Here is a 17,214-nt window from a genome sequence, read left to right on the forward strand (position 1 = left end):
GTCTCTTTATTCCCGAACATACTCTTTGGACGGAAGCTGGCCGTTGAGGCGTTTCTCCCTACCATCCGCCGCCCAGGGCGCGGGCAAGCTGGACAATAGCTTTGCGGATATTCTGGCGCATGGTGACCAGGGATTCCTCCGAACTGAGCCAGGAGTTTTGCGCGGTAATCACGTTGAGGAACTCTGTTTCACCGCCCTGGTAGGATTCCATGGAAATCCTGAACGCTTCCTTGTTGGCTTCGTTTTCCTTTTGCAGGTATGGCATCTGGGAGGTGTAATTGCCGTAGTCGATGAGGGCTTCCTCAACCTCGGAGACAGCGGTAATCAATGTCTTGCGGTAGGTTTCCGCCGCCTGTTCCGCCGCCGCCTGCTGGGCGCGTACGTTGGCGCGCAGGGCGCCCCCCTGGAACAGGGGCTGTACCAGGTTGCCTCCCAGAGACCACGCATTGTTGTTTTCCCGGAAGAGCTGGGCGAAGTCGTTGCCGCGGCCGGATACGGAACCCGTCAGGCTGAAGCGCGGGTATAAGTCTGCCACGGCGACGCCTACGTTGGCCACGGCTGTGTGCAGATCCGCTTCCGCGGCAATGACGTCCGGCCTGCGGCGCAACAGTTCCGAAGGCAGTCCTACCGGAACTACGGGCGTTTTCTCAAAGACGGCTGCTTTCGGCATGGTCAGTTCCATGCGTGAGTTGTAAGTGCCGAGCAGGACGGAAAGCTGGTTTTTTGCAGAGGCCACCTGGGCAATCAGGGCGGGGATGTGGCTTTCCGTGGCAGCGACGCTTGAAGTTGCCTGTTCCACGTCCAGCCGGGGAGCAAATCCGGCAGTGTGGCGTTTTTCCGCAATGGTGAGGGTGCCGCGCTGGATTTCCAGTTGTTCCCGGGCGATGCGGAGTTGTTCGCAGGCGGTGATCCAGTTGAAGTAGGCCGTAGCCACGTCTGCCAGCAGGGAGGTGCGGACAGCGCAGGCGGAAGCTTCCGTGGACATCAGGGAGGCGCGGTACGCCTCAATGGAACGCCGGTTGCCACCGAAGAGGTCCAGTTCCCAGGAGGTGGACGCTCCCAGGGTAAAATCCTGAGAGGTGGAGCTGCGGAAGCCCCGGTCCGGGGACAGACTCCAGCCGGCGCTGGCGTCTGCGGAGGGCAGAAGGGAGGCTTGCGAGATGCGGAGCCTTTCCCTGGCTTCCCGGATGCGGAGCAGGGCCACCTTCATGTCCGGATTGTTGTTGAGGGATGTGGAGACGAGGCGGTTGAGCTGGGGATCGCCGAAAATACGCCACCAGGAACGCAGGTCTTGGTCCGTGCTGTGGGGAGGCTTGGCCGCTGCCCAGGAGGCCGGCAGGTCGTTGGCCGGGCGCTGGAAGTCCGGCCCCACCATGCAGGAAGCCAGGCAGCATGCGGTCAGGAGTGGGATGTATTTGAACATGGGTGACATGAAAAAGGGAAGGGGTGAATGGTTATTCGTGGCGAAGGGCGTCGATGGGGTCCATTTTGGAGGCTTTCCAGGACGGATACCAGCCGAAGACCAGCCCGATGAGTACGGAAACGCCTACCGCCAGGACCATGGCTTCCGGGGAGGAGGCCGTAGCCCAGTTCATGGTCCGGCTGACGACGGTGGAGATGGCCTTGCCGAGCAGGATGCCCAGGGCGCCCCCGACCACGCAGAGCAGGACGGCTTCCAGCAGGAACTGGCGCATGATGTCCTGAGGCCGGGCGCCCACGGCCATGCGCAGGCCGATTTCCTTGGTGCGTTCCGTGACGGAGACCAGCATGATGTTCATGATGCCCACGCCGCCCACCACCAGGGAGATCATGGCCACGATCATCAGCAGGTTGGTCATTACTTCCGTGGTGCTGCTCATGGCGCGGGACATTTCAGCCATGTCCCACACGCGGAAATCATCCAGCTGGCCGTCCTTCAGGCTATGCTTGGCGCGGATGACCTCCGTGATCTGGTCGATGGCTTCGGAAGAACGTTCCGGGTCCGCAATCTGGGCCATGATGAAGTCAATGTTGTTGAAGCGGCGCGGATGCGGGGCATCCGTGTACGGCTGATCCGTCGTCTCTGTATAGTAATCTACGGAAGAAGAGGTATACTTGTCTGCCCGGTTGAACGTAGTGGTGGATTTGCTGGAAGATGCCGAGGTGGAGCCGCCCCCTAGGCCCTGCAGGCGGTAGCGAATGCTCGTCCAGGGCAGGATGATGGAGTCGTCCTGGTCGCGGCCCATCATGTTGGCTCCTTTTTTCTTCAGGATACCGATCACCTTGAACATGACGTTCTTGATGCGGATATCCTTGCCCAGGGGGTCTTCATCCCCGAATAGTTCCTTGGCAACCGTTTGGCCGATGACGCAGACGCGCCTGGCCTGCTCCACATCTTCATCGGAAAAGGGCTGGCCGCGCTCCATGTCGTACCAGCTTTTGATTTTCAGGTATTCCACGGAACCGCCTTCCACGGTTTCCGGGCTCCAGTTCTTGTTGCCATAAATCACTTGGCCGCTGGCGCGCACCACGGGAGTGGCGCGGAGCACCATGGGGCAGTCCTTCATGATGGCCTCGCAGTCCGCATTGGTCAGTGAGGCTCTGCCGCCGGCGCCAGTGTTGACTCCGCTCTTGGAGATGGCTCCGGGGCGGATGTTCAGCGTGTCCGCCCCCATGGAGGCGATGGTGCTCTTGATCTGGAGCGTGGACCCCTGGCCGATTTCCACCATGGCGATCACCGCGGCAATGCCGATGATGATGCCCAGAATGGTGAGCGCGGCGCGCATGGGATTGCGCACCAGGGCCTTGATGCAGGTCTTAAGGAGGGGAAGGAATTTCATACGTCTTCTTTACTCAGCTTGTCGGAAATCCCTTCGCAGATCAGTCCGTCTTCCATATTAATGGCCCGGTCCGTAAAAGCGGCTATTTTGGGGTCGTGCGTGACCAGGATGACCGTGATGCCCTGCTGGCGGTTGAGATCCTTGAACATGTGCAGCACTTCCTTGGAGGTGGTGGAATCCAGGTTGCCCGTCGGTTCGTCCGCCAACAGAATGCCGGGGTTGTTGATGAGGGAGCGGGCGATGGCTACGCGCTGCTGCTGGCCGCCGGAAAGCTGGGCCGGGGTATGGTCCATGCGGTCGGACAGGCCCACCAGGTTCAGCAGTTCCGTGGCGCGCACCCGCATGGCTTTCATGCTCAGCGCAGGGTGGGCGTAAACGGCGGGCATCATGACGTTTTCCAGGGCCGTGGTGCGGGAGAGCAGGTTGAAATTCTGGAAGACGAAGCCGATGCGCTTGTTCCGTAATATGGCCCGTTCCGCCGGGTTGAATTTGGCTACGTCTTCCCCGGCTATGTAATAGTGGCCGGAAGTGGGACGGTCCAGACAGCCCAGAATATTCATCAGCGTGGACTTGCCGGAACCGGATGCCCCGGTCAGGGAGACGAATTCCCCTTCCTTGATGTCCAGAGTGATGCCTTTGAGCACCGGGAGGTCTATTTCTCCAAGATGGTACACCTTGGTTATGTCACGTAAGCGGATCACGTTATTGAATGCTTGAAGCGGTAAAAGAATTGTTAGGCGAGAATGGCGGCAGTTCCGGATCAGGGACGCGGAGGCGGGCCGCCCTTGCTTCCCCCGGGAGCCTGGCTGGTGTTGCCCGTGCTCGGCTTGCGGCGCGGCGGCATTTTGGGCGCGAAGGGATTTTCCCCGCCCGCAGAGGCGGACGGTCCGTCGCCGGAATTGCTGGAACGGTTTAAAACCTGGGCCGTAGAAACGATTTCCATACCCTCCCGGAGCGTTTCCCCCTTGACCGGGGTGAGCATGCCGTTGCTTTCCCCCTTGGTGACCAGGTGGGGGTAAAGGACATTATCCCTCAGTTCCCAGATGACGGCTTTTTTCTCCTCTCCCTTCTGGACGGGAGCGGCCAGTTCCGGCAGCATCTCTTCAAAAGCGGCTTTCTGTTCGGCGGTAAGCAGTTCCGGATCCGGACGGAAGCGGAGGGCCGCATTGGAAGCCAGCAGGGAATTCTTGATGTCCTGGACAATGAATTGCACATTGGCCGTCAGATAGGGAATGAGAAGCTTGTCCGGGTTGGGAACGTCAATGTCCACGATGTAAGTAACCACGTTGGACGTCATCGTGGCGTCCAGCCGGATCTTGTCCACCGTCCCCTTGAACTTCCTGCCGGAATGGGCGTCCACGGTGAATATCACGTCCTGGCCTTTCTTGATGCTTCCGATGTCCGCTTCATTCACGGCGGCCCATATTTTCAATTTGGAAAGGTCCGTGGCGATGTAGAACAGGCTGGAGGCGCTCATGCTGGAAACTACCGTCTGGCCGATGTTGACCAGGCGTTTGATCACCACCCCGTCCACGGGAGATGAAATAGTGGTGTATTCCATGTTCCGCATTTCCTTTTTCAGGGCGGCTTCCGCCTGCTTGAGGGAGGCTTCCGCTTCCAGCAGGGAGGCTTCCGCCACGGCCACATTGGCGCGGGCGGTCTCTTCATCTGCAATATACTGGTCGTAGCTGGACTTGGACAAGGCGTCCCCCGGTCCCAGCTTTTCCGCACGTTCCCGGTCCAGCTTGGCTTGGTGGTGCTTGGCTTTGGCCTGCTGGATGTCCGCCCTGGCCCGGGCTATTCCGGCCTGGGCCTGGGCCTTGGAGGCTTCCGCCTTCTGCACGTCCAGCTGCACAGGCAGCTTGTCGATTTCCGCCAGCATCTGGCCTGCCTTGACCGGGCTGGAATAATCCACCACCTTGCCGTTCAGATCCTTGCCGAACTCCATGATGATGCCGCTTACCTGGGCGCCCACGTCCACCAGTTCGTCCGGTTCCGTGACGCCCGTGGCATCAATGGTAATCATCATATCTCCCCTGGTGAGGGGCTCTGTCTGATAATCCACCTGGAGCGGTTCGTTCCCCTTCCATTGCTCCCAGGCGAACCAGGCGCCTCCAAGAACGGCAATGACGATGATGATTTTGATGAATCCCTTCACGACTATAATATACTTCGCAATAATGAAAAAGTTGCACACATGTTAAAACTTTTTCGTAACGGAGGGTATCCTCTCATGATTTCAGGACGGGTCAAGGATACTCTTCCGAATGTGAACAGTTATGGTATATTAACTAATAATATTACATTGTTGTAATGCGGGGCCTGTTTCTTACAAAAATGAAAATCAATGGAAAGGTGGAATTTCTGGATTGGAATACTACCCATTATTAATAATAAAAATGTTATGGCATTTCCTGAAATTTGGCACGTTTTTTGCTAAACCAATGATGAGAGATCGCTTGATCCGGAAATAACAATCCATCCGTATGTACAAGAATGATTTAATTGATTTGTTGTCCGCACTGCTTCATTTTTTCAATCGTCCTGGCCGTATCCGTACGGCGGAGGAACGGGAGCGTCGTGCGGCGGAATATCTGAAATCCATGATTCTCCATGCCCGCATGCGCTCATTCTGAAGTGAACGGAAAGCCGCTTCCGCCCACAATCTGCATGGGGAGGGGGGATTCACCATTTCAACTTGTCAGGAGCCGTGAGGAACAACGGAGAAGCTGCTCCAGGACAAAGGCTGCTTGAGCCGCCCTGTGCCGGAGGCATCAGTTGTGCCAGGGGTCTTCCTGCCGCATCCCTTGCAATGATGGCATATTCATTCCACTAATTCATTAATATAACTGGCTCATGGGAAAGATGAGCGTGCGGCATTCGGCCGTTCCCGTTTCAGGGAGATATTCCCGGTTGCCATGTATTATATATGGCATGGGGTTTTTCACATGGGCCGCAGTGAAAATTTTAGTTGGTTGCCGTGAACTGTGAAAAATAAATACTGGTTTAGAAATTCAGATGAGTACTTGCACCTCAGCGTATGAATATGCCTGATATTTCGTTAGATATTTTCCTTCGGATTGCTTTGATGCGCATCACTTCTCTGGCTGTTGAAATTCGTAGGAACCATCCTCTTGGCGGACAAAGCTCTCTTCTCCCCATTTCTCCCACTCCAGCACGATTTTTTCCGGGGAAATGGAAAGAATCTTCGCCGCATCATTATTGCTTACCCTGTTGCCGCATGTTCCAAAAACCCGGAAGGCGTCACTCCATTGCGGATGCCGGAGACCGAGAACATATTCAAAAGAATCAACATCATGGGAAACGTTCGTGTTGGCTTTCTGGAATGCTCCGTCCAGCATGTATCCCCGCGTGACGGAAGCATTGGCCTTCTGCACGATGATATGGTGGGTGATCTTCTTCTTGGCGATAAAAGGCGCGATGTTGCTATACCCGTTTTCAAGCATCAGCTTGTGGATGAAATTATCCTCGCTGAAGCCGATATTTCCATGTCCGGGTATGTGATCCCACCGTTGCACGATTGGATGAATCATTTCAGGATGTTCTTCACAGGCCATAAGGCGTTCCATCACGGAACGGGTAAGTACCATGGATGCTCCGAAAACATAGTAAAATTCCTTTTGGAGTGAGGAAATTCCGCCGTATTTGTAATGCACCCAGCTCCAATCCTTGAAACAACTGCAATGGTGTTGGGGTATTTCCGAATGAAACTCATTAATGGTAAGAAGATAATCCCGTCCGTAAAAATCGTCGTCATCTATCTTAAGGAATAATTCATAATTCGTTGTGTCCAGTCCGCGTATGGTGTCTGCCAAATTGGAAAGCTGGTTCTTGTTGGGAAACCATCTCAGAGTAAGACGTCCCTCGTCGATGAATTCCTGGAATTGGGGAATAAGAATGGACTGGAAGATAAAGCTGGACATTCCTTTAACGGCGACGAACAGATGGAAATTCCGGTACGACTGATGCATCATGCAGTAAATCTGCCTTTGCAAATCTTCAAACCGCTTGTAGGAAGACAGGCAAAGTGCCATTTTTCTTTCCCTGTAGCTGTACAGGGTTGATTTGTCAAAAAGGCGGGTTCTTGGTTTTTGGTAAAAGCAATTGTACTTCGTCACCATGATACTCAGCTCACCGTTTCCATTGGCCGCCTCCAGGGCTGTATCTGGGGGGAGGCGGCAGGTAGAAAAAATCCGGGCGACTTTTTCCCTTTTTGAAGCGGGAATGACCAGGGCATGCGTTCCACATACGTAGGCGGAACCGGCAGTATGACCGGAGGTGGCGTAAGGTTCGAACTCAATTCTTTCCCACGGGCAGGGAGGCTTGGGCGCTTCCTGGCTGAACTCGTGAAAAAGCCGGAAGACATCAACTTCCGGATGGCTTTTGACCATCTCCTCAAGAACAGGCTGCAACCTTTCCTCCGGAATGGCGGGGGTGGTATTACTTTCTCCAAAGATAATGAGATCGTCTTCCCTGAATTGAGGATCCAGAATCATGTTGGCAAACGAGATACGCAGCACACGTACATAGGGTTTGTCGCAAGCCTCCGGATGCATCCCGAGAAATTCCGTAAACTCCTCGCAACGCGTATCCAGCAGTTTTTCCACTTTCTGGGAAACAGGATAGCTGGCAGCCTGATATCCCAATTCATTCAACTCAGCGCTTCCTTCAAGAATTTCTCCCGGCGCTTGGAGCAGCACGCATTTCATACTCGGATGACCGTTTATTAGGAATTAAAAGGCTTCATTGCTTCCACGCAGGATGTTTCCAGATCCTTGAATGCATGTCCCTGTTGGGTTGCATGCTTTTCCACGCCCTGCAGATGGGGATGGGAAGACTCTCCCAGGGAGCAGATGGAAATCTCATATCCCAGGGATTCGAGAATGGCAGCCAATGTTTCCGCTGTCCATAGGGCCTTGTGATGATGGTTTTCAATAATGTTGCGAAGGGCGCTTCCCGGGGAACCGTCCCCCCCAATGATTTTCCTCTAAAAATCGGATATATTCGGGAGTGGATCGTTTGGCGATGCGGAGCAAATCCGGGAAAGAGAGCCGCAGTACTCCTCCCGGTTTGAGTGTGCGCCATGCTTCCTTGAAAAAGCCATATGCTTCCGCTGGCAAAACATGTTCAATCATGTGTTCCAGGAAATAGGCGTCCACACACCCATCTTCCCAGGGCAGGGGACGCGTAATGTCATATTTGGAAAGATCCAGGTTGATCCAGCCGGGGAGTATGTTGGTACCGCAGCCCATCTGGATGAGAAACAGCCCGGAAGAAGATTCGTCCACATTTCCGGTCACCTGTTCCGGATATAAAACAGCCGGCAAATCAGGCTGCCCCGGCTTTCTTGACAGAGATAGAGATGACCCCGAATAATTCTCTCCATCACGAACCAGGATTTCTTCCGGCCAGTGGAACCATTTCAGAATTAACTTTTTTGAACCATAGGCAATGTATTGCCCTGAACAACCTGTTTTTTCCCGCCGGAAAGTGCCATCCCGGTAAAAGAGCAGGGAATCCGTCCAGTGGGCATGCCTGCCTTCATACACCGTAATGGGGAAGAAATCCTGGAAATCTTCCGTTCCTTGAAAATGCTCGGGAGGGCACCAGTGTGCGGTAACCACATCGTTGTCCTTCATGGGATACGGAATGGAATTCATGTTCAGGCGGTTGCTGGCAAGTGTCCTTGCCCCCAGTCGCAGGGCCAGTTCTCCAAAAATAAGATTTTCCGCTCCGGTAGATGGAATATCGGAGTAGGCGACTATTTTTTCCACCATGCTTCTGGAAAGAAAATATCCCGCTCTTCCGCTGGGCGCCCCTTTTGCCTTCAACGACGAATCGCCGATCAGATCGTATCGGTCATCCACCAGGGCCGCCAGACGGTCCAGCGCCACATAGGTATCGTCATCACACTTGAACAACCAGTCAAAATCGTAACACTCAAGGGCGTACCGGAAGAAAGCCAGGACTTTTTCCGGCAAATGATCGTAATCGTCATTCACCCAAAGAGCGATGACGTCCTCCTCTTTTTCCGGCGTTTCCCTTCTTCCGAGAAAGAACCGGCATTCGATTCCGGGAACACTCTGTGCCATCCATGTTTTTCTGACGGTCTCCCTTTTTTTCTCCGTATTAGCGCAAGTACAGATGCCCACGAGAATGGACACCTTTTTTTTGCTTCTGGGTGAGGTGGGAACGGCGGCCCGTGGCATATGCAAATCCAGCAATTGCCCCACAATGCTTTCCTTGTTGACGTTTTCCAACGTATCAGGCTCGCGCCGGAGCATCTCTCCCCATAAATGAATAGCCCAGGAATTCCGCAGGGCGGGGCTGTCGAGTTTGACGGCTCCGTTGTAACAATTCCTCCAGACCGTGTAATGCAGCGGATAAATGCTTAAACTTGAATCGGCCATGCCGAGCAGTTGGAAATAGGCAAGGGTCCGGGTAAAGCCTTCCGGTCCCGCATTCCCCCACATGGCGTGTTTACGGCGAAGGACCGGATCGGGGAAATCAATTTTGAATTGACGTTTGGCTTCCAGCTCGCCGGGAGTATCCCAGGGCATGGGAGCAGTAGGATCTTCCGAGACCTCTCTGAGGCATTCCATGACGGGATGGTGGGGAGGAAAGCCGATCACTCCCACTGCAATCAGACCGGATTCCTGTTCCGCAAACCATGGAAGCTGTTTCGGCAGGTTCGGGGAAAGGCAGGCGACGTCGAGATCTGTCCAAAACCCTCCCTTTCTCTCAAGCCATGTATTGCGGAACCAGTCTGCAAAAGGGGCAAGACTCCCGTTGTCATGCCGGAAAACCAATTCTTCGGGAATAACCTCGGAGGCATCCTGAACAATGGCCTCTTCGGGAATGTTTTCATAATTTCGGTAGGTGAACAGCCGGAACGGAATGCCGTGGCTCAGATAGGAACGGATGCATAATTCTGCCAGGGGGGGCAGCGTTTCCCCGATCCAGAGACCGGCGACTTCTCGTTTTTGCGGACAGGTGGAGGTGGAATGCATGATTGGAAAAAATATAACTGGTTATTCAGGGAGCCTTTGATTTGGTCAGAGATGGCGTTCCGGGCGGGATCCATTGCTGAATTCCCGCTTAACCCTCTTTGAATGGATATCTTCATCTTTCTCCATCCCTGCCATGATGCATGATTGATGCACTGCCGCCTGCCTTTGGTTCCCCATGCCGGGTAGACAAAGCTCCGTGTTTGCATGCAATCCTGTGGGAAGGGAGCCGGATGATTGTGGGCCGTTTCAATTCAATTGAGAGAGTTTCAGACGTTTCATCTTTGAGATAATCAATGGCCTAGAAATAGCCTCTCTTAAAACGGGAACAATGAAATACCTGTAAAGGAACAATGTGCCACCGGGAAACAGGCAGGCGGCAATGAAGATGGCAATCGGGAGAAGAATAGGATTTGAGAAGAGAAATGTTTAAAAGGTGTTCATGTTCTGGAAAGGATGCTCCTTTTGAAAATGGCATCAAAAAGAAAAATATTGTCCTCAGGTAGATCGGAAGGTGTAAAAGAGAAATTTATTTTTTGATTATTCAAAGGAAAACTCCTGGGACTGGAATTGGTTTTTAATTCCATCAATTTTACGCCAAATACAAGCAATAACAGGTACATATGCTTCAAATGGAAATTGTAGAAAATTCTTATTTATATAAGAAATTTTATTTTTTTATTTTATCGGATTAGTTGCTGATTCCAGACTTACCTGTACTGGTGAGTCATCTTTTATATTCTTGATATTCGTATGAAAAATTAATTCCTCACAGGAAATTTACGGGGAATTTCCGAATAAGGAAATAAACATGGCTATCTGATCAGTGCCTGGCTCTGGACGAAAAACGACTGTCCCATTTTCGGGGAATGAAACATCCTTCTCTTGTGCCCTTTTCTCTGTGAAAGCGGATCCAGACGTTCAATGGCGAGGAAGCGAATGAATGCGCACTTGGAAAGCATTTACAACATGCTTCCGTAATGGGCCGGATACGGGATGGAATTCTTTAAACGCCTCTTATCCGGCCGTCTTGCGCCATTTTTTAAAGACACCGCTGCACCGTCTCCGGCAATGAGCCACGTTCCCGTGTCTCAATAGAGCGGGGACTTCCGTCGCTGTTTTGACTTTTCCATATAGGACATAGTCAGCCCTGCGCCGGGGCTGCCCCCATTATGCTGTAATATCGGTTCGGGCCACTTTGCCGGGTGATGACGAGTGCAGCAGCCAATTCCCTGTATACTCCATGCTGGTTGATTATCCAAGACGTTTTTGGTTCCTTTTTCAGACATGGGCCGGATGAATGAACCTGAACAAGGTACAGGAAAAGCCGGGCCACCGGAGAAAAAAGCTTGAAAGTGGTGCCCCGTGCCGGAGTGTCAGCGGGCGTTCCGGTCAAGCCATTCCTGCAGAATAGGGAGATCCGCCGGCGCCCAGGGCAGGGAAGGAAGGGAGAGGCTGGAAAAGAACCCCAGGCTTTCATGTTCCAGAGGAATGGGCAGGCGGCCTTCCTCCGGTTCGCACAGAAATGGGATAAGGCGTATGGTCCGGTCTTTCTCCCGGTGCAGGACGGGAGTCATCGGACGCACCGGGTGGATGATGCAGCCGAGCTCTTCCCGTATTTCCCTCACGATGGCATCGCGCGCATCTTCTCCCGCTTCCAATTTTCCGCCGGGAAATTCGTACAGCAGCCCGTTTGATTGCCCGCGCGCCTTTCTTGCGGCCAGGAGCAGGGTTCCGTGCGCGGAGCGCAGCGTGATCAGGGCGCAGCAAACGTTCAGACAGGTCATGGTATCTTGAAATCAAGCGTGTGAAGGTTCATGGTGCGGGAATCCGTATCCAGGATGCCGAACCCGAGTCGGCCGGTCCTGCCCTGCAATTCTCCGGGATTGGCGATCAGGCAGTTTCCGGCCATCTCCTGCAAGGCCTGGTGGGTGTGGCCATACAGGGCGGCGTCCACATGGCCCTTGCGTACTTCCTGCCATGCGTACTTGGGGTAATGGGAAAGGGAAAGATTCATGCCATACCGGGTGATAACGGCATGTCCGGGATGGAGCCGCGCCGCCGGAGATGCGGCCGCCATCTGGTCCATGACCGGCAGCTCGTAATCGTTGTTGCCCGGTACGGCGTCCAGCGGAAGCCCTTGCGTCAGCTCAAGCAGGAGCCGGAAGCTCTCCGGAGTAGTGCAGTCCCCTAGGAAAATGAAATGGCCGCAGCCCTGCCGATGCATCTGGCGCATGGCCGGCTCCAGATGGTCCGTACGGTCGTGTATGTCGGAGAATATTCCTATCTTCATGATACTTGGGAGCCCATGGCGTGGATGGGCCACGCGAGCAACTCATCCGCCAGGGGGGGCAGGGGGGGCTTTTCCCCTTTCTTGTGCAGCAGGCAGGTGAAGCCTCCGGCTCCGGCGCCGTGGAAAGGCATGAGGCGGTAGCAGGCTTCCTCCGTCAAGCCGGAATGGAAAGGCTCCAATTCCGGCACGGAAACGGTCTCCAGTTCCGGATGCCTTTTCAGCAGGTACAGCACGTTGCGTTCATTTTCCTCCGGGGCGTAGGTGCAGGTGGTATACAGCAGAAAGCCTCCAGGAGCCAGGCATTGCAGGGCGGCCAGCAGGATGCCCCTCTGGCGTTTGGCATTCCCTCCGGTGGCGGCTGGGTGGAAACATCCGGGATTGGGGATGCCCTTGGCAAGCAGGGACTGTCCGCTGCATGGGGCGTCCGCAAGGATAAGGTCAAAGCAGCCCGGAGCCTGTTCCGCCCACTGGTCCGGGCGCAGGCGCTGCGTGTACAGGTTCAGGAATCCGCAGCGCAGCAGGTTGTGCCGCAGGATGCCCAGCCGGCGGGGGTGTACCTCGTTGGCGATGTGTTCGCCCGGAGCAACTCTTGCCTGTGCCAGAATGCTTTTCCCGCCCGGGGAGGCGCACATGTCCAGGCAGCGCTCCGGACGGAAGGGCAGATGCTCCAGGGGAGCGGTTTCCCAGACGGAGGAAAGGTCCAGCGGGTAATAAAAACCGTGCCCGTAATCCGGCAGGGAACCGGGTTTGGCCTCCGTTTCCCCCTCCGGCGGAACAACGACGCGGGGATGGCTCCAGGGCCGGGAAACTGCATCGGCTGGAACGGGCGGCACGTAACCTTCCGGAGCCCTGGGGGTGATGACCAGGGCACTGCGGGAGCGGTTCCCCGCCTGCATGGCCTCCAGAAAATCCTTTTCCTGGTCCGGGGAAAGTCCCAGCTTGCCGGCAAGTTTGAGTATCTGTGAGGACACGTGATCAGACCCGGAATGTTTCGCCGAAGTGGGTATTGAGAGCCAGATGGGCGGACCCCAGAATGCCGGCTTCCGTGCCGAACTGGGCGGGAAGGATCGTCAGGCTCTCCGCCAGCGGGGCGGCAAGCTGCGTTCTCATGATCTCCTGGAGCGGCTCGAACAGCAGTGTTTTGGCCTTGGCTACCCCTCCGCCGATGATAATCGCCTCCGGATTTAGGAGATAACAGCAATTCATCAGGGCACAGGAAAGTTTCACGGCCAGATCCCTCCATACCTGGGCGGCCACTTCGTCCCCGGCCAGTGCCGCTCGCTCCAGGGCAATAGGGTTGCAATCCACAATGGCCTTGTCAATGCCGTGGCTGGCATACAGGGTTCTGGCATCCGCCGCAATCTCCCGGTTTCCTACGTAATCTTCCAGGGAGCCGCGGTTGCCGTAATGTCCCAGCCTGCCGCGGTAGTCAATGCTGGTCTGTCCCAGTTCCCCGGCTGAACAGGTGGCTCCGCGCAGCAGGTCGCCGTTCACGATCAGTCCGCTTCCAACCCCGGTCCCCAGCGTCAGGCAGACGAGGTGCCGCTTCCCTCTTCCCGCGCCCAGCTTCCATTCCGCATACGCCATGCAGTTAGCGTCGTTCTCCACATACACCGGCAGTCCGCAGGCCGCCTGGAGCATCTCCCTGACCGGAACATTGTTCCAGCCGGGAACGTTGGTAAGCGTATAAACGGTGCCTTGGTAGAAATTGACGAATCCGGGCATCCCCATGCCGATGGCCTGCACTTCCGGGTGATTCAGGCGCAGCATGTTCACAAACTGGGCTATGGCTTCAATCAGCTGGTCGGGGTTGCCGTACTCCTGGGTGGCGATGGAAGGCGCATGGGCGATCACTTCCGTCCCCCGGACGACGCCCAGCTTGATGGAGGTGCCTCCGAAGTCAATGCCGATGGAGGGAATGGTTGAAGCTGTCATATAATAGAAATATAGAAATTGAGAGGCGCGATGGAAAGTTTAAAACAAGTACTCGCCCGTTAAAAAGCGGAAGAATTCCACCTCCCCGGCAGGGAAAAAGGATGACTTGCTTCATGGCTGAATTTTCTTGAATGAACATTTGCGGGCATGTAGTGTCTCATAGTCTAGTCAGTTGGGCGGTGCAGCCCTCTGTTCGTCAAACATCGTCAACCTCAGCCCATAGATACACTTCATATGCCTACTCCCAAGAAAACCGATAGCAAGACTGCCTCCAAGGAAGCTGCGGCTCCCAAGAAAAAGTGCTGCAGGAAGAAAAAGGACGCCGAACCGGAAAAGAGCGCCAAGACCGCCACTCCCGCTCCCGCTGTGGCATCCCCTCCTAAAAAGGCTGTGAAAAAGGCTCCCGTCAAAAAGGCGGACCCCGCTCCGGCTCCTGCACGGAATGAACTTACGGACGAACAGACGGAAGCCATTGCTGCCGCCAAGGCGGAGCTGGCGGCCAACCCCGAGTGGGAACATTTTGTCAAAATGCAGCGTCAGCATCTGCTGGACCTGCGCGACAAGTCGCTGGACAGCATGAACGGCGTGGCGCGGGACACCCTCCGCAACCATCCGGAAGGCAGTGAAGCCTCCGGATCCGGCGAGCACCAGGCCGACGCCGGAAGCGACGCCTATGACCGCGACTTCGCTCTCAGCCTTCTTTCCAAGGAGCAGGACGGGCTGTATGAAATTGAGCAGGCCTTGGCCCGCATTGACAACGGCACATACGGCATTTGTGAAATGTCATACAAGGTCATCCCCATTCCCCGTCTGGAAGCCATTCCGTTCGCCCGGCTTACCGTGGAATGCCAGGCGCAGTGGGAAAAGGAAAAAGGGCAGAACGCCCGGTTCCGCCCCAGGGTGGCCCTCGGCTTTGCGGGAGGACAAAATGATGTAGATTTATCTGTTTCTCTTGACGATGATGAAGAATAGTGTATAAATCCTCCCCCGTAACACATTTTCATCATGCCTAGAGACATCATCATCCTCGAATGCACAGAGGCCAAAGCCGAAGGAAAGCCCACGTCCCGCTACGTCACCACGCGTAACAAGAAGAGCCTGCGTACTCCCGGCCGTCTGGAAAAGGTTAAATACAACCCTTTCCTGAAGCGCCGCACGCTTCATCGTGAAATGCGCTAACCTGCCGGCTTAGTTATCTATCTCTTATTATTATGTCCACTGAACCCAAGACTGTAGAACGTCGTATTCGTTTCCGCACGTGCAATCGCCAGATGCCGCGCCGCCGTCTCGACATCCCGATGGACCAGGTCAATCTGCTCAACCCTGATTTCCTGTCCAAGTTCACCTCTGAAACCGGCAAAATCCTTCCCCGCCGCGTGACCGGGCTGTCCGCCAAAATGCACCGCAAGATCACCCGTGAAATCAAGCGGGCCCGCGCGATCAACCTTCTGCCGTAACAAGCCCAGGGGAAACCTCTTTCGGTAAGAAATTGTCTTTACAGGCGGGAGTTTGTCCAGTACCGGGCAAACTCCCGTTTCATTTCCAGCCACCATCCCTTTCCGTATGCAGGAACTGAAAGATACCCAGTCGGAGGCGGACACCCGCAACATCTCCATTGACCGCGTAGGCGTCAAGGGCTTGCGCTTCCCCATCCAGATACAGGACAAGCTCAACCGGATTCAATCCACCGTGGCGACGGTCTCCCTGGCCGTGGACCTGCCGGAAGAATTCAAGGGAACGCACATGAGCCGTTTTGTGGAAGCCCTGCACCAGCATGGTCCCCTCCTGGACGTGCATACCGCGCTCTCCATCCCCCGTGAACTGCTCGGGCGGCTTTCCGCCAGCCGTTCCCATGTGGAAATGGAATTCCCCTTCTTCCGGGCCAAGGCGGCTCCCGTCACGGGAAGGGAAGGCCTGATGGACTATGTAGTCCGTTTTGAAATGGAAGCGGAGGCGGGCGACAGGCTGGCGGACTTCAAGCTCACCGTCGTGGTGCCCGTAACGACCCTCTGCCCCTGTTCCAAGGCCATGAGCAGCTACGGCGCCCACAACCAGCGCGGTATCGTTACCTACTCCGTGCGCTTTGCCTCCCGGCCCGTCTGGATTGAAGACCTGATTGACCTGGTGGAATCTTGCGCCAGTTGCTCCCTGTTCAGCGTGCTCAAGAGGCCGGATGAAAAATGGGTGACGGAAAAGGCATACGAAAATCCCGTCTTTGTGGAAGACCTGGTGCGCAACGTAGCGCTGAAAACGCAGAGCCACTCCGCATTCAGCTGGTACCGGGTGGAAGCGGAAAACTTTGAATCCATCCACAACCACCAGGCTTATGCCGTGATTGAACGGGATCTGCGTTCCTGAGCTCTCTTCTTAACGGATATGAATGACAACTGGTGGGCTCTGGCATCCCTCGTCCTCTCCCTTGCATTCACGGGACTGGGCTGGCGCCTGCTTGCCTCCGGGCGCAGATTCATGTACGCCCACCTGTGGATGGCGTGCCTGCTGGCCCTGCAAACGGGGGCACTCTGCGTCAAGGCGTACCAAACGGGAATGTGCCCCATCCGGGGAGCGTCGGAAGTCATCTTCTTTCTTTCCTGGACCATCAATCTGTTCTACCTCCTTCTCGGCCGTGCGTACCGCATGTCCGTCCTGGGCATCTTCACGGCGCCCGCCATTGCCGTGCTGACGGCCCTCTCCCTGCTGATCGGCCTGTTCGGTCCGGATGTGCAGGGCGTGCATGACTTCTGGGTGACCGCCCATGTAGGGGTGGCCATGATGTCTTACGGAGCCGGAGGACTGGCCGCCGCCGCGGGCGTGGCCTTCTGCATGCAGGACGCCTGCTTGAAAAGAAGGCAGATCCCCGGCACCTGCCGTCTTCTGCCGCCCATCCGCACGCTGGAAACCAGCATGAAACGCCTCCTGCTGGTAGCCTTCGTCCTGCTTCTGGCAGGGGAATGGCTCGGCTGGCAGGGGAATTTGCCCATCCATACGGCAAAAACAGTTATTGTCATTTTACTGACGCTGGGTTACTCCGTGCTGTTGTGGCTCATCTATCGTCGCGGCATGCCGGGCAGGGCGCTGGCCTATTGCTGCGTGGTCCTCTTCCTGGCGTCCATGAGTATTTTTCTGGTGAGCAGATGAG

16 protein-coding genes are annotated in these 17,214 nt (G+C 55.4%); 5 read left to right on the plus strand and 11 right to left on the minus strand.

What is annotated here, in order from left to right:
• Positions 1-58: 58 nt before the first annotated feature.
• The 11 genes from V3C20_RS09580 to V3C20_RS09630 form a co-directional block, all read right to left on the minus strand.
• Positions 59-1,423: an efflux transporter outer membrane subunit gene (locus tag V3C20_RS09580; RefSeq protein ID WP_161981292.1), complete on the minus strand. Its 1,365-nt coding sequence runs from the start codon at positions 1,421-1,423 to the stop codon at positions 59-61.
• Positions 1,424-1,454: 31 nt separating this feature from the next.
• On the minus strand, positions 1,455-2,819 hold the full coding sequence (locus V3C20_RS09585; protein ID WP_130083881.1) for an ABC transporter permease: 1,365 nt from the start codon (positions 2,817-2,819) through the stop codon (positions 1,455-1,457).
• A complete protein-coding gene (locus V3C20_RS09590; protein ID WP_130083880.1) occupies positions 2,816-3,520 on the minus strand; it encodes an ABC transporter ATP-binding protein in 705 nt (234 codons plus the stop codon). Before V3C20_RS09590 ends, V3C20_RS09585 begins: the two co-directional genes overlap by 4 nt.
• 59 nt (positions 3,521-3,579) lie before the next feature.
• Positions 3,580-4,977 carry an efflux RND transporter periplasmic adaptor subunit gene (locus tag V3C20_RS09595; RefSeq protein WP_130083879.1) on the minus strand — a complete coding sequence of 466 codons (1,398 nt, stop codon included), beginning with the start codon at positions 4,975-4,977 and terminating at the stop codon, positions 3,580-3,582.
• 937 nt (positions 4,978-5,914) lie between these two features.
• A complete protein-coding gene (locus V3C20_RS09600) occupies positions 5,915-7,549 on the minus strand; it encodes a hypothetical protein (protein WP_130083878.1) in 1,635 nt (544 codons plus the stop codon).
• 17 nt (positions 7,550-7,566) lie between these two features.
• Positions 7,567-7,734, minus strand: coding sequence for a hypothetical protein (locus tag V3C20_RS09605; RefSeq protein ID WP_330935364.1), 168 nt, complete (start codon positions 7,732-7,734; stop codon positions 7,567-7,569).
• Positions 7,735-7,771: 37 nt separating this feature from the next.
• Positions 7,772-9,850, minus strand: a complete 2,079-nt coding sequence (locus tag V3C20_RS09610; RefSeq protein ID WP_330935365.1) for a methyltransferase domain-containing protein — start codon at positions 9,848-9,850, stop codon at positions 7,772-7,774.
• Between the two features lie 1,373 nt (positions 9,851-11,223).
• Positions 11,224-11,634, minus strand: a complete 411-nt coding sequence (locus tag V3C20_RS09615; protein WP_130083876.1) for an NUDIX domain-containing protein — start codon at positions 11,632-11,634, stop codon at positions 11,224-11,226.
• A complete protein-coding gene (locus V3C20_RS09620; protein WP_130083875.1) occupies positions 11,631-12,140 on the minus strand; it encodes a metallophosphoesterase family protein in 510 nt (169 codons plus the stop codon). The genes V3C20_RS09615 and V3C20_RS09620 overlap by 4 nt, the downstream gene beginning before the upstream one ends.
• Positions 12,137-13,111, minus strand: a complete 975-nt coding sequence (locus V3C20_RS09625; protein WP_130083874.1) for an RsmB/NOP family class I SAM-dependent RNA methyltransferase — start codon at positions 13,109-13,111, stop codon at positions 12,137-12,139. The genes V3C20_RS09620 and V3C20_RS09625 overlap by 4 nt, the downstream gene beginning before the upstream one ends.
• 4 nt (positions 13,112-13,115) lie before the next feature.
• Entirely contained in the window at positions 13,116-14,075 is a 960-nt protein-coding gene (locus V3C20_RS09630) for an ROK family protein (RefSeq protein ID WP_130083873.1), read from the minus strand.
• A gap of 234 nt (positions 14,076-14,309) precedes the next feature.
• Here V3C20_RS09630 and V3C20_RS09635 point away from each other — a divergent pair, with 234 nt between their 5' ends.
• The 5 genes from V3C20_RS09635 to ccsA all read left to right on the plus strand — a co-directional run bounded on the left by V3C20_RS09635 (position 14,310) and on the right by ccsA (position 17,213).
• Positions 14,310-15,047: a TraR/DksA family transcriptional regulator gene (locus V3C20_RS09635; protein ID WP_192907214.1), complete on the plus strand. Its 738-nt coding sequence runs from the start codon at positions 14,310-14,312 to the stop codon at positions 15,045-15,047.
• 33 nt (positions 15,048-15,080) lie between these two features.
• Positions 15,081-15,254, plus strand: a complete 174-nt coding sequence (gene rpmG / locus V3C20_RS09640; RefSeq protein WP_022396979.1) for a 50S ribosomal protein L33 — start codon at positions 15,081-15,083, stop codon at positions 15,252-15,254.
• Between the two features lie 32 nt (positions 15,255-15,286).
• Positions 15,287-15,532, plus strand: a complete 246-nt coding sequence (gene rpsR, locus V3C20_RS09645; protein ID WP_192907213.1) for a 30S ribosomal protein S18 — start codon at positions 15,287-15,289, stop codon at positions 15,530-15,532.
• A gap of 106 nt (positions 15,533-15,638) precedes the next feature.
• Positions 15,639-16,433: a GTP cyclohydrolase FolE2 gene (folE2, locus tag V3C20_RS09650; protein WP_215434895.1), complete on the plus strand. Its 795-nt coding sequence runs from the start codon at positions 15,639-15,641 to the stop codon at positions 16,431-16,433.
• An 18-nt stretch (positions 16,434-16,451) separates the two neighbouring features.
• Positions 16,452-17,213 (plus strand): cytochrome c biogenesis protein CcsA, encoded by a 762-nt coding sequence (gene ccsA, locus V3C20_RS09655; protein ID WP_067573364.1) that lies wholly within the window; start codon positions 16,452-16,454, stop codon positions 17,211-17,213.
• Position 17,214 lies beyond the last annotated feature (1 nt).

This window comes from Akkermansia sp. RCC_12PD (assembly GCF_036417355.1).
Lineage (GTDB): Bacteria > Verrucomicrobiota > Verrucomicrobiia > Verrucomicrobiales > Akkermansiaceae > Akkermansia.

Bases quoted from the DNA above. Each gene is read 5' to 3' on its own strand.
- V3C20_RS09620 (WP_130083875.1), bottom strand. From the start codon at position 12,140: ATGAAGATAGGAATATTCTCCGACATACACGACCGTACGGACCATCTG.
- V3C20_RS09580 (WP_161981292.1), bottom strand. From the start codon at position 1,423: ATGTTCAAATACATCCCACTCCTGACCGCATGCTGCCTGGCTTCCTGC.
- folE2 (WP_215434895.1), top strand. From the start codon at position 15,639: ATGCAGGAACTGAAAGATACCCAGTCGGAGGCGGACACCCGCAACATC.
- V3C20_RS09585 (WP_130083881.1), bottom strand. From the start codon at position 2,819: ATGAAATTCCTTCCCCTCCTTAAGACCTGCATCAAGGCCCTGGTGCGC.
- V3C20_RS09600 (WP_130083878.1), bottom strand. From the start codon at position 7,549: ATGAAATGCGTGCTGCTCCAAGCGCCGGGAGAAATTCTTGAAGGAAGC.
- V3C20_RS09615 (WP_130083876.1), bottom strand. From the start codon at position 11,634: ATGACCTGTCTGAACGTTTGCTGCGCCCTGATCACGCTGCGCTCCGCG.
- V3C20_RS09610 (WP_330935365.1), bottom strand. From the start codon at position 9,850: ATGCATTCCACCTCCACCTGTCCGCAAAAACGAGAAGTCGCCGGTCTC.
- V3C20_RS09635 (WP_192907214.1), top strand. From the start codon at position 14,310: ATGCCTACTCCCAAGAAAACCGATAGCAAGACTGCCTCCAAGGAAGCT.
- V3C20_RS09630 (WP_130083873.1), bottom strand. From the start codon at position 14,075: ATGACAGCTTCAACCATTCCCTCCATCGGCATTGACTTCGGAGGCACC.
- rpmG (WP_022396979.1), top strand. From the start codon at position 15,081: ATGCCTAGAGACATCATCATCCTCGAATGCACAGAGGCCAAAGCCGAA.
- ccsA (WP_067573364.1), top strand. From the start codon at position 16,452: ATGAATGACAACTGGTGGGCTCTGGCATCCCTCGTCCTCTCCCTTGCA.
- rpsR (WP_192907213.1), top strand. From the start codon at position 15,287: ATGTCCACTGAACCCAAGACTGTAGAACGTCGTATTCGTTTCCGCACG.